This window comes from Pseudomonas frederiksbergensis (genome assembly GCF_035751725.1).
GTDB lineage: Bacteria > Pseudomonadota > Gammaproteobacteria > Pseudomonadales > Pseudomonadaceae > Aquipseudomonas > Aquipseudomonas frederiksbergensis_A.
Map to the genome: position 1 here is coordinate 1,050,670 of NZ_CP142104.1, position 14,981 is coordinate 1,065,650.

General features: G+C 60.8%; 13 protein-coding genes. 4 read left to right on the top strand and 9 right to left on the bottom strand.

The window, feature by feature from the left end; translation table 11 throughout:
* Positions 1–46: 46 nt before the first annotated feature.
* The 4 genes from fecA to VQ575_RS04635 all read right to left on the bottom strand — a co-directional run bounded on the left by fecA (position 47) and on the right by VQ575_RS04635 (position 4,946).
* The gene (gene fecA / locus VQ575_RS04620) at positions 47–2,386 is read right to left on the bottom strand and encodes a TonB-dependent Fe(3+) dicitrate receptor FecA (protein ID WP_325919167.1); all 2,340 of its coding nucleotides are present in this window, start codon (positions 2,384–2,386) and stop codon (positions 47–49) included.
* A 110-nt stretch (positions 2,387–2,496) separates the two neighbouring features.
* Complete coding sequence (locus tag VQ575_RS04625) at positions 2,497–3,456, bottom strand: FecR domain-containing protein (RefSeq protein ID WP_039591612.1); 960 nt, start codon at positions 3,454–3,456, stop codon at positions 2,497–2,499.
* Entirely contained in the window at positions 3,453–3,941 is a 489-nt protein-coding gene (locus VQ575_RS04630; protein ID WP_039591611.1) for a sigma-70 family RNA polymerase sigma factor, read from the bottom strand. Before VQ575_RS04630 ends, VQ575_RS04625 begins: the two co-directional genes overlap by 4 nt.
* 129 nt (positions 3,942–4,070) lie before the next feature.
* A complete protein-coding gene (locus VQ575_RS04635; protein WP_039591610.1) occupies positions 4,071–4,946 on the bottom strand; it encodes a helix-turn-helix domain-containing protein in 876 nt (291 codons plus the stop codon).
* Between the two features lie 136 nt (positions 4,947–5,082).
* Between VQ575_RS04635 and VQ575_RS04640 the strand changes: the two genes are divergently transcribed.
* Positions 5,083–5,985 (top strand): DMT family transporter, encoded by a 903-nt coding sequence (locus tag VQ575_RS04640; RefSeq protein ID WP_039591609.1) that lies wholly within the window; start codon positions 5,083–5,085, stop codon positions 5,983–5,985.
* Positions 5,986–6,045: 60 nt separating this feature from the next.
* Here VQ575_RS04640 and VQ575_RS04645 read toward each other — a convergent pair whose 3' ends face one another.
* The 5 genes from VQ575_RS04645 to norR all read right to left on the bottom strand — a co-directional run bounded on the left by VQ575_RS04645 (position 6,046) and on the right by norR (position 11,092).
* Positions 6,046–7,017, bottom strand: coding sequence for a 2-hydroxyacid dehydrogenase (locus tag VQ575_RS04645; RefSeq protein ID WP_039591608.1), 972 nt, complete (start codon positions 7,015–7,017; stop codon positions 6,046–6,048).
* A gap of 199 nt (positions 7,018–7,216) precedes the next feature.
* Positions 7,217–7,966 (bottom strand): YkgJ family cysteine cluster protein, encoded by a 750-nt coding sequence (locus VQ575_RS04650; protein ID WP_039591607.1) that lies wholly within the window; start codon positions 7,964–7,966, stop codon positions 7,217–7,219.
* Positions 7,967–8,045: 79 nt separating this feature from the next.
* Positions 8,046–8,372 (bottom strand): hypothetical protein, encoded by a 327-nt coding sequence (locus VQ575_RS04655; protein WP_039591606.1) that lies wholly within the window; start codon positions 8,370–8,372, stop codon positions 8,046–8,048.
* 128 nt (positions 8,373–8,500) lie between these two features.
* Complete coding sequence (locus tag VQ575_RS04660; protein ID WP_039591605.1) at positions 8,501–9,403, bottom strand: chemotaxis protein CheV; 903 nt, start codon at positions 9,401–9,403, stop codon at positions 8,501–8,503.
* A 135-nt stretch (positions 9,404–9,538) separates the two neighbouring features.
* Complete coding sequence (gene norR / locus VQ575_RS04665) at positions 9,539–11,092, bottom strand: nitric oxide reductase transcriptional regulator NorR (protein ID WP_045156859.1); 1,554 nt, start codon at positions 11,090–11,092, stop codon at positions 9,539–9,541.
* Positions 11,093–11,242: 150 nt separating this feature from the next.
* On the opposite strand from norR, the gene hmpA reads away from it, so the two are divergent.
* The 3 genes from hmpA (at position 11,243) to cyoA (ending at position 14,979) form a co-directional block, all read left to right on the top strand.
* On the top strand, positions 11,243–12,424 hold the full coding sequence (gene hmpA, locus VQ575_RS04670) for an NO-inducible flavohemoprotein (RefSeq protein WP_039591603.1): 1,182 nt from the start codon (positions 11,243–11,245) through the stop codon (positions 12,422–12,424).
* A 311-nt stretch (positions 12,425–12,735) separates the two neighbouring features.
* Positions 12,736–13,245 carry a disulfide bond formation protein B gene (locus VQ575_RS04675; protein WP_039591602.1) on the top strand — a complete coding sequence of 170 codons (510 nt, stop codon included), beginning with the start codon at positions 12,736–12,738 and terminating at the stop codon, positions 13,243–13,245.
* Positions 13,246–14,031: 786 nt separating this feature from the next.
* The gene (gene cyoA / locus VQ575_RS04680) at positions 14,032–14,979 is read left to right on the top strand and encodes a ubiquinol oxidase subunit II (protein WP_039591600.1); all 948 of its coding nucleotides are present in this window, start codon (positions 14,032–14,034) and stop codon (positions 14,977–14,979) included.
* The last annotated feature ends 2 nt before the right edge of the window (positions 14,980–14,981 follow it).

Genomic DNA, 14,981 nt, shown 5'->3' on the forward strand with positions numbered 1-14,981 from the left:
CTGCAATCGCAGGCCCGTTTTGTTTCAACGATCCTTCGAGATCGGGTCAGAACGCAACGGAAGTTTGCACATACAGCGTGCGCGGCTCCCCGACATATTTGCCGCGGTTGTTATCGTCGAACGAGCGGGTGAAGTACTGGGTGTTGAAGATGTTCTTCACACCCACCGCGACGTTGAGATCCGACAGTCGTGGGCCGAAGTCATAGGCGGCGCGGCTGCTGAACAGCATGTAACCGGGAATATTGCCGGTGCTGCCGTCGGCACTTTCGGCTCGGGTGTTGGCGTTGTCTGCGAATTGTGCGCTCTGGTAGGTGCTGTCCAGGTTCAGCTTCCAGGAGCCTTCTGTGTAAGCAACTCCCAGGGTGCCTTTATGCTTCGAGGAGAAGGGCACCCGGTTGCCCTTGTTCGGGCCTTCCTCGCGGATAGTCGCGTCGACGAACGCATACGTGCCATATACATCGAAACCGGCCAGTGCCGGGTCAAGGCCTTCGAGCGCGTAGCTGAAGCTGGTTTCGATGCCTTGATGGCGTGTCTCGCCACGAGCGATGACCGAATCGTTGGTCTGATTGCTCTCATACTGGTTATCGAAATTGATCAGGAAAGCGCCAATTTCCGCCCGCAGATTGCCATTGTCGTAACGGGTGCCGAGTTCCCAGGTGCGAGCCTTCTCCGGCTTCACTTCGCCGCTGCTCACGCGATTGGGCATCTGGCTGTACTGCACGCTGCCAAATGAACCTTCGGTATTGGCGTAAAGGTTCCACTCATCGTTTACGTGGTACAGCACGTTAAGCGCTGGCAACGCGGTGTTGTAGTCGCCCTTGTACTTCACATTCGTCAGGTTGTTGGTTTGCTGCGACTCGATCATTTCATAGCGAACACCGGGCGTGATGGTCCATTTGCCAATGTCGATCCGGTCATCGATGAACAATGCGTTGGCCTCGGTGCCGCCACGCGTATCCCGATCGTTGCGGCTGGAGGTTGTGGGCAGTTCATTGCTGGCAATGGGCGTGCGGTAGCGCAGCTCATGACCGGCCTCGTTGATGTAGCGGTAGCCGATGCCGACTTCATGGCTGGTCGGGCCAAGGTCAAAGCCCTGGGCGAAACGGGTATCCAATCCACGCACCCAATATTCGCGGGGCGACAGGGACAGGAAGGTGCCTTGGTCCAGGTAGCCACTGCGCAAGGTCTTAGTAAAGAAAGTGCTGGCAGTGAATTCCCGACGGTCCTGCTGGTAGCGATAGCCGACATTGACCAAGGTGCGACGGCCCCAGAACCGGTCGTTCGGACGCGTGGATTGATACGGGTCGGCATCGTAGTCGGCCACGTTCAGGCCGCCGGGCATGTCGGCTTCACCTTCGTAATACTGGGCCATGGCGTTGAAACTGTTGGCCTCGTCCAGTTGGTAGTTGCCCTTGAGGACCAAGTCGTCAATTTGTGTGTCGCTGTGTTCACGCCAGTCACCGCCGCGCGTGCCGGAATACAGCAGGGCACCACCGAGGCCGTTGTCTGCGGTTGCGCCGGCCAGCAGGTTCGATGACGTCTTGAAGCCGTCGTGGCTGGAGGACGGGCTCGTCTCGGTCTGGAAACCACCCTTGACCGTCGGTGCGTCGGGAATCGCCCGGGTCACGAAGTTGACCACACCACCGACGTTCTGCGGGCCGTAGCGCACTGCACCGCCGCCGCGCACGACATCCACCGCGTCCATGTTGCCCATGCTGATCGGCGCGAACGACAGTTGCGGCTGGCCGTAAGGGGCGAAAGGCACCGCAATGCCGTCCATCAATACCGTGGAGCGAGAGGCCAGGCGTGGGTTGAGGCCCCGGATACCAAAGTTCAGGGCCATGTCGTGGCTGCCGGTGCCGTTGTTTTCCGGTGCGTTGACGCCGGGAATGCGTTTGAGCACATCCCGCGCCTGGGTTGCGCCCTGGCGTTCGAATTCTTCGCGACGGATGACGTCACGGGCGCCGGGGTGTTCGAATACGTTGGCTTGGGCGGCGTCGCCGAGCCAATCGCCCACCACGGTGGTGGTTCCAAGGTCCAGCGAGGCGTCCGTGGTCGGTTGCAGGCTGAAAGCTTTGTCTCCCTCGGGCCGGGCTTGCAGGCCCGTGCCTTCAAGCAGCGCGCTCAGCCCTTGCTCTGGGCTGTAGTTGCCTTCCAGGCCACGACTCTGCAGACCTGCGGTTGTCTGCGATCCAAAGGAAATCAGCACCCCGGCCTCGCGTCCGAACTGGTTGAGGGCATTCTCCAGTGACGAAGGTGCGATGTGATAGGCCTTGGTATCTGCAGCCAACACGGCAGGCAGTGCGACGAAACTCAAGCTGGCCCCCAGCAACAGTTGACGCAGGGTACGGGCGAGCGGGGTGAGACAGGTGGGTTGCTGCGGCATGGATGAGGTTCCCGAGAAGGTTGTATCGAAGTGCTTTGCTTCTCTGTCACCCGAGGTGTGGAAAACGGCTCACTGGCGCATCATTTTTTTCAGGAAGCGTGGCGATCGATTCAAGCGCGAGCCTCGACCGTGACCCAGTAGCGGGTGAACCGACGTACTTTTACCGGCAGGCTGACCTCCAGCAGGTCGAGGATTCGTTCGCTGTTGTCCAGCGGATACGTTCCGGAAATCAAAAGGTTGGCGACCGCTTCGTCGCAGTGCAACTGGCCGCGTCGATAACGGCCGAGCTCGTCGAGAAAGTCCGCCAGGCGCATGTGCGCGGCCACCAGCATGCCTTCCGTCCAGGCACCGCTATTGGCGTCCAGCGCGGTGACGGGCCCGGTGCCGTCGATGCCAAGGGACACTTGCCGTGACGCCGTCAGCAACAGAGCCGGGCCATGTCGGCTACGAATGTCCAGGGCGCCTTCAAACACCGCCACCTGGGTGTGGTCCGGATACTCGCGGACGTTGAACCGGGCGTCGCGGCTTTCCAGCAGGCCATGGGCGGCCAGCACTTGCAGCGGCCTTGGATCCCGGGCGGCGGTGAGCAATAGTTCGCCTTCCAGCAGGCGGATCAAGCGGCGTTGAGCGTCGAAGCGAACGTCTACCGCGCTGCCGCTGTTGAGCTGCAACTGGCTGCCGTCATCCAGCATCAGCCGTCGGCGTTCGCCCACCGGGCTGCGAAAATCGGCCATCAATGGCGGCAGCAGTTGGCGTTCACGCAGGCCCCAGGTCAACGCCGAGCCAGCGCCAAGCACCAGCAACATCTTCAGCGCCCGACGTCGCGCCGCCGACTTCGGTGCAATGAGGGCCGCATGGGCCAGTGGCGGTGACACGCTGCGCAGCCGCTGATTGACCCGCTGGATATGCTCCCAGGCGCGGCGATGTTCGCTATGGGCAGCGAGCCAGTGTTCCCAAGCTTGCTGCTTGCGGGTATCGAGTGGGCCTTGCTGCATTTCCAAGAGCCAGTGCACGGCTTGCTCGGCGACGTGTGCACTGACGCCCGGCGCGCCGTTGATCGGTGGCGTCATAAGGCGAAGTAGCAGCGCATCGCTGCCTTGTTCAGATGACGCTTGACTGTCGCCACTGAAATCCCCAATTCGCGGGCGATCTCGTTGTAGGTCAGGCCATCGACCTGGGCCAGCAGAAACGCCTGCTTGACTGCCCGCGGCAACCCATCGAGCAGTTGGTCCAGTTCCATCAGGGTTTGCAGGATGATTGCCCGCTCCTCCTCCGACGGCACCACGTGCTCCGGCAGTTGAGCGAGGGCATCGAGGTAGGCGCGCTCGAGGTCCTGGCGGCGGTAATGGTTGAACAGCACGCGCTTGGCAATGGTCGTGAGAAATGCACGGGGCTCAAGAACCGGCTGCGGATCGCGAGCGGTCAGTACACGCATGAACGTGTCTTGGGCAAGGTCGGCGGCGCTGTCGGGGCAACCGAGTTTTCTTCGCAACCAGCCGTTCAGCCAACGGTGATGGGCGTTGTAGAGCACTTCGACGGTGTGTGCAGGCGGCAACGAGAAACATCCCGACAGCGCAGAGCTGTGCTAGAGAACAAGAATTGTTCGCATTGTAGGGGTGCAGTGGTGGCTACGGCAATCGGGATGAGTGCCTGGTCGTTTCATTTGGCCGGGGCACGCTGGCGCTTAGCGCAAGAACGCCTGTCGATATTCCCCGGGGCTTGCGCCCATGGCGTGGCGAAAACGGTTAGTGAAATGACTGGCGCTGGCAAATCCGCAGGCCAACGCTACGTCGCCCAAGGGCCGGGAAGTGCTGCGCAGCAAGTGCCGCGCGCGGGCCAGGCGCCGAGCCAGTACATATCGGTGGGGTGGCAGCCCGAAACTTTCGCGGAACATCCGCGCAAAGTGATATTCGGACAACGCGCACAGCGCCGCCAGTTGCCCGAGACTGATGGCCTCGGCCAGGTGGCTGTCGACGTAATCCACCAGCAACCGCCGCTGGTGAGCTGCCAGGCCACCTTTGAAGCGAACGCCTTGGCGCTGGCCGACCTGGCTGAGCAGCAAGTGGTTGAGCAGGTCATGGGCCAGGCTGGTGGTCAGCAGCCGTTCCGCGGGTTCGTTCCAATTCAGCGCGATCAACTGGCGAAAGCGCCGGGCCTGTTGCGGATCGTCGAGGAAGGTTTCCTCGTGTAGCTGCACTTGCCGAGGCTCGCGGTCCAGCACGGTGATGCAGCCAAGGGCGAATTGTTCAGCGCTGAAATACAGATGGGCGAGGCGAATGTCGCCATTGATGACCCAGGCCGACTCATGCCCGGCCGGCAGGATGCAGAGCTTGTCCGGTGCACCGGTGGTATCGGGCCGCTCGCGACGAAACGTTCCGGTGCCGCCCGCGATGTAGCACGACAGCGTATGGTGCGTCGGCGCTTCGTAGTCCCGGGCGTCGTGGTGATTGGTCCACAAAGCGGCCGCCATGCCGTCCCCGAGCTCGGCGCTGTGCTCGAGGCGAGCGTTGGGCGAGCTGTTGAGCGCTTGGAAGACTTGTAGGGTTTGCAGTGTGGACATGATCGGTTCTCCAACGCTTGCATCCTACTCCGTAGGCCGTTCCCTGCCAGCCCATTACTTATAAAAACCGCAAGTTTACGCAAGCGCCAGGCAGGCATCGGCGGGAGACTGGCCGCCACTGCCTGGAGTCGCCGTCATGAACCTCTCGTTGTACCTGCTTACCGTGCTCATCTGGGGCACCACATGGATTGCGCTGAAATTGCAGTTGGGTGTGGTCGCCATTCCGGTTTCGATCGTTTATCGCTTCGGCCTGGCCGCGCTGATCCTGTTCGCGATGTTGCTGCTCAGCCGCCGCTTGCAGGTGATGAACCGTCGCGGCCACTTGATCTGCGTCGCCCAGGGCCTGTGCCTGTTCTGCATCAACTTCATGTGTTTCCTCACCGCCAGCCAGTGGATTCCCAGTGGATTGGTTGCCGTGGTGTTCTCCACCGCGACCCTCTGGAACGCCTTGAATGCCCGGGTGTTCTTCGGCCAACGGATCGCCCGCAACGTGTTGCTCGGCGGCGCCTTGGGGCTGTTCGGGCTGGCGTTGTTGTTCTGGCCTGAACTGGCCGGTCACCGCGCAAGCCCGCAGACCTTGTTCGGGTTGGCGTTGGCGCTGCTGGGGACGTTGTGTTTCTCGGCGGGCAACATGCTGTCGAGCCTGCAACAGAAGGCCGGCCTCAAGCCGTTGACCACCAACGCCTGGGGCATGGCGTATGGGGCGGCGATGTTGTCGGTGTGGTGTCTGGTCCAGGGCATCCCATTCGACATGGAATGGAATCCGCGCTACATCGGCTCGCTGCTGTACCTGGTGATACCAGGGTCGGTCATCGGCTTCACCGCCTACCTGACACTGGTTGGACGCATGGGCCCGGAGCGGGCGGCGTATTGCACGGTGCTGTTCCCGGTGGTGGCGTTGAATGTCTCGGCTTTTGTCGAGGGCTACCAGTGGACGGCGCCGGCATTGGTGGGATTGGTGCTGGTGATGCTGGGTAACGTGCTGGTGTTTCGCAAGCCACGGCCGGTGGCGGCGAAAGTCGCGCTGGGTGCTCGTTGAGGCATAAGGTCTGGCGATCATCCCGTGGCGAGGGAGCAAGCTCCCTCGCCACGGTGTGCTTCATTTCCAGACTTGCGGGTTGACCAGGTTCTTCGGCCGCTCGCCCAGCAATGCACTGCGCAGGTTCTCCACGGCGAGATTGGCCATGGCTTCACGGGTTTCGTGGGTGGCCGAGCCGATATGTGGCAAGGTCACGGCATTGTTCAATTGGAACAGTGGCGATTCGGCCAGCGGCTCTTTCTCGTAGACATCCAGCCCGGCGCCGCGGATGCGGTTGTTCTGCAACGCTTCGATCAGCGCCGGCTCGTCCACCACCGGGCCGCGGGAGATGTTGATCAGGATGGCGCTCGGTTTCATCAAGGCCAGCTCGCGTTCGCCGATGAGGTGGCGGGTCTTTTCGCTCAATGGCACTACGAGGCAGACGAAATCCGCTTCGGCCAGCAATTGGTCCAGCGAACGGAATTGAGCCCCCAACTCATTTTCCAAGTCGGCCTTGCGGCTGTTGCCGCTGTAGAGGATCGGCATGTTGAACCCCAGGCGACCCCGTCGGGCAACGGCCGCGCCGATATTGCCCATGCCGACGATGCCCAGGGTCTTGCCATGCACATCGCTGCCGAACAACTGCGGCCCGACTGACGCCTGCCACTGTCCGGCCTTGGTCCAGGCGTCCAGTTCGGCGACGCGACGGGCGCTGCTCATCAGCAGGGCGAAGGCCAGGTCGGCGGTGCTTTCGGTGAGCACGTCAGGGGTATTGGTGAGCATGATCCCGCGTTCATTGAAGTACGCCACGTCGTAGTTGTCATAGCCCACCGACACGCTGGATACCACTTCCAGTTTCGTGGCGTTCTGCAGCTGCTCGCGGCCGAGCTTGCGGCCGACACCGATCAGTCCGTGGACATGGGGCAGGGCTTCGTTGAACTGCGCATTGATGTCGCCGTTCGATGGGTTGGGCACGATCACATCGAAGTCCTGTCGCAGGCGCTCGATCATGGGAGGCGTGATACGGCTGAAGGCAAGTACGGTTTTTTTCATCGTGCAAGGCTCATCTGCATGGAATACCAAGCACGCTAACATTCCTGGCGCGGGTTAGGCGAGAGGGGACAGTGTTATTGGTACGCCTGGATATCCCTTGTGGAAGCGAGCTTGTCCGCGAAGGCGCTCTTTCGGCTTGCATCGACAGCGACTGAACCACCGCTATCGCGAGCTCGCTACCAACGGGATTCCCAGAGATTCATGCAGCCCGCAGTGAAATAAAGGCGTAATTGACAGGGGTTTCCGTGACCACCCGCGCGCCACTGGCCGTGACCTGGCTGGCAATGTCATCCCCAGACAAATGGAACTGCCATTCACTGGCTTGCGACTGCAGTGGCTGCGAACGGGCCTGGTCGATGGCTTCGGCGAACGCATCCATGTTCGGCAGGTACGCCGTGAATCCGTCACCCTTCAGTGCAGTGGTGTGAATGCCGAGTGACGCACAAATGCGTTCCTTCATCCCGATTTCTTCACGATCGGCCTGGCGCGAGCGCTCGATCAATTCGGCCAGTTCCTGGTCCACCAATTTGCCACCGACGATCAACTGTGGCCCCGTTTCCCAAGACTCCGGCGGGCAATCCTTGGCGGCCACGTTGAGCGGGATGTGCGGATTGATTTCCATGGGGTAGATGCGGCACACCAAGGGCCTGCGCTCGTAGATGCTGCACAGGTTGTCAGCGTCCAGGTTGTGGCAGGGGCCGGCGTTGTAGGCGGCGAAAGTGATCGCCACCAAGGCTTGGCTCGTGCCGCTGCGCACGACTGTGGAGCGCCGTTCGGCGTGCTCGCGTTGCGCCATTGGCAGGCCGAGGCCATTGGGCAGGAAGGCTTCCACCAGGACAATCACTTGTCCACCGTCGCTGGCCCACATCCTGGCTTCGTCGAGCGTCAGCGGAACATGGTGGCCGGTGCAGCATTTACCGCACCCAACACAGGAAAACGTTGTATTCATTCATTGACCGCAGGCAATAGGCTGAGGGCGGCGACAGAAAAACGCCGTGATCAGCCGAGCGAAGCAAGTTGTGCGCCATTCACCGAGGAGTGCTGGCCGGGCGGATCGAGTCCCATTCGGTCACGACGGCGGTCTTGGTCTTCTTGCGATAGAGGCACAGTTCGGTGCCGGTCGCGCCGTTCATGTGTTTCTGTGGGTACTGGCCCTGCAACAACACTGCGGTGTAGCCCACGCGATCATCGAATTGCGCGGCGGTGCCGACCGGTTCGGCGTTTTTCAATCCGCTGGCCTTGATGCAACTGGCGAGTACTTTTTTGTCGTAGGCGGCCCAAGCGTCGGAGCTTGAAGCATGAACCTGTGCAGACAGGGCGGTCAGGGCGAGGAGAATCAGGGCGGGGGCTTTCATCAGGAAAATCCTTGTTCTGGGGTGAACAAGAGTATGCCAGAGATTGAAAGAACGGCTGGGGCTGGGGGCGGATCCGGGCTTCGTTGCGCTTGGAGGCGACAACGAAGCCAGGATCGGCTTCGGTGAAGTCAGCGACCTTGTTCGGCAACGGCCTTGGCCGCCGTGATCAGGCACTTGGTCAGCTCGGGCGAAGAGAACTTGGTGAGTACGCCATTGGCGCCGGCCAGTCGGGCTTTCTCACTGTTCATGGCGCTGTCGAGCGAGGTGTGCAGCAGCACATAGAGATGAGCGAAGTCGGGCGTTTCGCGCAGGGTGCGGGTCAACGCGTAGCCGTCCATCTCCGACATCTCGATGTCGGAGACGATCAGGTTGATCTCCTGCGCAGTGCCTTGCAGTTCCAACAGGCAGTCGATGGCTTCCTTGGCGCTGCGTGCGGTGTGGCACTGCAGGCCCAGGTTGCGCAGAGTATGCACCGACTGTTGCAGCGCGACCTGGCTGTCATCGACCACCAGGATTCGTGCATTGCCGAGCACTTCGGCGTCTTCCATGCTCAACTCGGTCGGCGCCGTCTCGATTTGCGCCGGGGCGATGCCGTGGATGACTTTCTCGATATCCAGCACCTGAACCAGGGTGCCGTCCACCGAGGTTACGCCGGTGATGAATGCGCGCACGCCGCCGGAGCCGTAGGGCGGTGGCTTGATGTCCGTGGTCAGGCAGTGGACGATCTTGCTCACGGCCTGGACATGCAAGCCTTGTTTGGAGCGGCTGACGTCAGTGACGATCAGGCAGCCGCCGTCCGGATCTTCAAGGGGCCGCTCGCCAATGGCACGGCTCAGGTCGATCACCGACAAGGATGCCCCGCGCAGTGTGGCGATGCCTTTGACGTGCGGATGCGACTCCGGCAGCTTGGTCAATGGCGGGCAGGGAATGATCTCACTGACCTTTAGCAGGTTGATCGCCATCAGCTTGCCGCTGCGCAAGGTAAAGAGCAGAAGCGAAAGGGAATCTGCGCGGGCTTTGTTGGAGGACATAAAAACCTTCTGTGGAAAAAGGTGGGGCGAGCATGAAGGTCGCCAAGACAGCTTTTGATAACGGGTTATCGACTTGTTGGGGACAGGCTTTAGGGCGAAAGGTATCGACAGCTGATTACCTCGGCCGGGATGCCGCTACTTGAGTCCCAATCGCTTTGCCATCCGTCCCAGATTGGCCCGGTCCAGGCCCAGCTCCCGAGCTGCGCTGGCCCAGTTGTGCTGGTGGCGTTCCAGGCAAGCACTGATGATTTGCCGCTGATAGTTTTCCGTGGCCTGGCGTAAGTCACCGGTCGTTGCCAGCGAGGGATCGGGCGCCGGGCTTGCGGTCGGCGCGCTGTTGCGGTTGGCGTGAGGCAAATCCAGGTCATCGGCGCTCAAGCTTAGAATCTTCGGTCGTACCGGATGGCTGCCCAATGCCTTTAGCGCGCTGCGGCCGATCAGGTGCTCCAGCTCGCGCACATTGCCTGGCCAATCGTAGGCCAGCAACGCGGCCTGGGCATCGCTGGTCAGGCGCAGGCTGCCCAGGCCCATGCGCGAACGGTTCTGTTCGAGGAAAAAACCGGCGAGAAGCAGCACGTCACGCCCACGGTCACGCAGTGCGGGCACTTGCAATGGGTACACGCTCAGCCGGTGATAGAAGTCGGCCCGATAACGGCCGTTGCGCACTTCTTCAGCAAGGTCGCGATTGGTCGCCGCGATCAGGCGCACATCGACGCGGTGTTCCTTGTCCGAGCCCAGGCGTTGCAATTGCCCGCTCTGCAGGACGCGCAACAGTTTGGCCTGGACAGGCAAGGACAGCTCACCCACCTCATCGAGGAACAACGTGCCGCCATCGGCCAGTTCGAACTTGCCGCGCCGGTCGTTGGTGGCTCCGGTGAAAGCACCGCGCACATGACCAAACAGCTCGCTCTCCACCAGCGTGTCCGGAAGGGCGGCGCAGTTGAGACTGATCAGCGGTTGGTCGGCACGGTTGGAGGCGGCGTGAATGGCCTGGGCGACCAATTCCTTGCCGACCCCGGTTTCGCCGGTGATCAGCACCGTCAGGTCACTGCCGCCCACCAGCTTGATTTCTTCCACCAGGCGTTTGTGGGCCTTGCTCTGGCCGACCATGTCGCGGTGCTGCTGGCCGCTCGCCTGGCGATAGACCTCGGCGCGGTGATGCTCGTCCTCGGCCTTCAAGGCCAGCCGCTCGATACGTTCGGCTGCGCTGACCGTGGCCGCCGCGAGACTGGCGAAGGCTTGCAAGGCGCTCAGGTCGATAGGCTCGAAACGTTCCGGGTCCAGCGAATCCAGCGTCAGCAATCCCCAGGACTGCTCGTCGACGAACAGCGGACAGCCCATGCAATCATGGACTTCCAGGTGTTCATCCAAGCCTTCGACCAGCCCATCGTATGGGTCGGGCAGGTCGCTGTCGGCGGCGAAGCGAGTCGGTTGCGCATTGGCTAGCAACGCTTCGAAGCGGGGATGTTCGCTGATGCGGAACCGGCGTCCCAGCGTGTCGGTACTCAAGCCGTCCACCGCCAGCGGCACGAGGCAATCCCCATCCAGGCGCAACAACGCCGCGGCGTCGCAGGGCAGCAGGGCTCGCAAGGCGACAAGCAAGCGGCGGTAGCGCTCGCCCTCCGGCAGCTCGCGAGACAGGTCCGCCACCAGGGGCAGCAGCGAGGTGAGCAATGAGGTTGCGGTCATAATGACTCCATCTGGTCGTAATGACTATAAAGCCAGCCGTGTCATTATGACTATTAGTTTATTAACTAACTGAAAAACAAAGATAATTTTTATGGCATGAAAAGTGATGAGTCTAGGTATCTGTTATCTGTACCACGCGAGGAGTTACCCATGCTGAGTCGAGAACAACGCGCCATTATCCGTTCCACCGTGCCTTTGCTGGAAAGCGGTGGCGAGGCGCTCATTACTCACTTCTATCGCATGATGTTGTCCGAATACCCCCAAGTGCGCCCGCTGTTCAACCAGGCTCACCAGGCCAGTGGCGACCAACCGCGAGCGCTGGCCAACGGTGTGCTGATGTATGCGCGGCACATCGACCAGCTCGATCAACTGGGCGACCTGGTGGCCAAGATCGTCAACAAGCACGTGGCCCTGCAGATCCAGCCGCAACACTACCCGATTGTCGGGGCCTGCTTGCTGCGGGCAATTGCCGAGGTGCTGGGCGAAGAGATCGCCACCCCTGAAGTGATCTCCGCCTGGGGCGCGGCCTATAACCAATTGGCCGATATCCTGATCGGCGCCGAAGCGGGCCTGTATGAGCAGAAGGCCGCGGCGCCGGGTGGCTGGCGTGGGGAGCGGGCATTCGTCCTTGTCGACAAGGTAAAGGAAAGCGCGGAAATCACTTCGTTCTACTTCGAACCGGCAGACAAAGGGCCCATCCTGCAAGCTGAGCCAGGCCAGTACATCGGCATGAAACTGCTCCTGGATGGCGAGGAAGTGCGCCGCAACTATTCGCTGTCGGCCTTGGCGGGCAACGGACAGTATCGCATCAGCGTCAAGCGCGAGGCGGGCGGTCGCGTATCCAATTACCTGCACGACGAGTTTCAGGTGGGCAGCAGTATCCAATTGTTCCCGCCGTCCGGGGACTTCTACCTCACCGCCAGCGACAAACCGCTGGTGCTGATCAGTGGCGGCGTCGGCATCACGCCGACCCTGGCGATGTTGCAGGCGGCATTGCAAACCGAACGTCCGGTGCATTTCATCCACTGCGCACGCAATGGCCATGTGCACGCGTTCCGTGACTGGATCGACGACCTGGCCAGGCAGCACCCGCAACTCAAGCGCTTCTATTGCTATGACGAGCATGACGGCACAGGTCCGGTGGCTGACAAGGTTGGGCTGTTGAGCCAGGAGCAACTGGCGCAATGGCTGCCGGAGCAACGTGACCTTGATGCCTATTTCCTCGGGCCGAAGGGTTTCATGGCGGCGATCAAGCGCCATCTCAAGGCGTTGGGCGTTCCGGCGGAGCAAAGCCGCTATGAGTTCTTCGGGCCGGCTGCGGCGTTGGAATAATCGCTGGGGCACTCCAGAAGACCGGGTTGTCCTTGTCGCGGGCAAGCTCTCCTACAGCAGCGTCCACAAAGTTGTGACGCTGCAATGAACATTGTGTCGCGAGCCTGCTCGCGAAAGCGTCGGCATGACCGACGCTGCCCGGCGGTTCCCTCCCACCGGAATTAATCCGCGCTTAACCCCCTTCCTGTTTATTCCCCCTCGATACTGCCGACTGCCGCACGTTCATGTTCTGCGTGTAGACTTCGGCCATCCGACAGCGCGCCAGGTCCGGTCATGCGGCGCGTCGATCCATGTAGATGAAGGGAAACGCAATGAGTGAGGAAATGATGCGGCTGGGCCGTGAGCGGCGCTATCTGGTGTTGCTGGGGTTGATCTGCCTGGGACTGATCGGCGGCGCGCTGTATATGCAGGTCGTGCTGGGTGAAGCGCCATGCCCGCTGTGCATCCTGCAACGTTACGCGTTGTTGCTGATCGCCCTCTTTGCCTTCATCGGCGCCGCGATGCGCACCCGTCGCAGCCTGACGATTTTCGAAGGGTTGGTCGTGCTGTGTGCGTTGGCCGGCGCGGGCGTGGCGGGGCATCACGTCTACACGCAGTTCTACCCGGCGGTCAGCTGTGGCGTCGACGTGCTGCAGCCGATCGTCGATGAGCTGCCGCTGGCGAAGATCTTCCCGTTGGGCTTCCAGGTCGATGGTTTCTGCTCCACCCCGTATCCGCCTGTCCTTGGGTTGTCGCTGGCACAATGGGCGCTCGTGGCATTCGTGCTGACTGCCGTGCTGGTGCCTTTGCTCGTGTCGCGTAATCGCAAAGCCATTCGCTGAAGTCATTCTTAACAGGCGCCCCGGTTTCTTCATTTAGAGCCGGGGCGTTTTTCGTTTCAGGGTTGCCCAGGATCAGCCTTGATCCTGGGCAAGAATGCCCTGCGACGATGTGCGACACGTTGTCACACATCTTGCCGCCAGCGTCCTTCCAAGCGGCGAATTGGCGCTGCAACCTGTAACAAAAAAACGGCCTGGAATCCCCCTCGACCGCAATATTGTCATCTTCCAAGCAGGCATTTTTAACAGCGAAGCGCCATATCGCCAAGGCCCCGTAAAACGGGCGCATGCCGGCTGCGAAAGCTCGCTGATAACGTGCGCAGCTGTCTAAATCGGGCGTAGTAGCCTTACGTTTTTTGGGGTTCTTGTTGAGAATGAATTTCGATAACATGCTGGCCCGTTGCAATAGCGGCAATAGATTGTTGCCGGATCGGATAAAAATTATTTCGGGTTAAGACATGGTCTCCAACGCCGCAGCTCACTACAATCGCCCGCACCGATTTTCCGACCCGGCTCAGGCTTGAGCACGAGAGTGGTCGAAGGGCGCCAGCGCCCCATGCGACCCCAGGTGTCGGTGCCTCCAACTACCCGCACCAAATGGAATTGGGCTTGAACTAGGCCTTTGACCAACGAATAAGAACTCACTGCTGGCCCAGGATGTGTCGAACAGCGTCTGACGTTCGACGGGCAGCCCTTATTCAATCCAAGAAAAATGCCAACCCTTGGCAGGGTGAAGTGTTGGCGATCAAAACCCAACTGCATTGCGCAAGCTGCTTTAGAGGTCGTGAGATGAGTAAAAACAGGTACCCCCGATTACTAGGCTTGTTGCCGCTGCTCGGCACGTTGCTGCTGGGAGGCTGCAACATGACCCTGCTCGATCCCAAGGGCCAGGTCGGCCTGGATGAACGAAACCTGATCATCACCGCCACGCTGCTGATGTTGCTGGTCGTCGTGCCGGTTATCGTCATGACGTTCCTGTTCGCCTGGAAGTATCGCGCGTCCAACACCAGTGCCACGTACACCCCGAAATGGTCCCACTCGACCAAGATCGAGATCGCGGTGTGGACCATTCCGGTACTGATCATCATTGCCCTGGGTTACATCACCTACAAGTCGACCCACGCACTGGACCCGTACCGTCCGCTGGATTCGGACGTCAAGCCGATCACCATCGAAGTGGTCTCGATGGACTGGAAGTGGCTGTTCATCTATCCGGAACAAGGCATCGCCACGGTCAACAAGATCGTGTTCCCGGCCCACACGCCAATCAACTTCAAGGTCACCTCCGACACCGTGATGAACTCGTTCTTCATCCCGGGCCTGGGCGGCCAGATCTACGCGATGGCCGGCATGCAGACCAAGCTGCACCTGATCGCCAACCAGAACACCGAACTTGAAGGTATCTCCGCCAACTACAGCGGCGCGGGTTTCACCGGCATGAAGTTCAAGGCGACCGCCACCACCCAGGAAGAATTCGACGCCTGGGTCAACGAAGTGAAGAAGGCACCTAAACAGCTTGAAAAAGCTGAATACGAAGCCCTTTCCAAGCCGAGCCAGAACAACCCAGTCGAACTCTACTCGTCGGTCACGCCGAACCTGTTCCAGACCATCATCGATAAGTATGAAGGGATGAATCCGGGCAAGCCGATGCACCACGAGAAGAAAGAGAAGGAAGTGGCCCACAACATGGAAGGGATGGACATGAGCTCGCATTCAGCTGCCGGGGCAGAGGAGTAAAC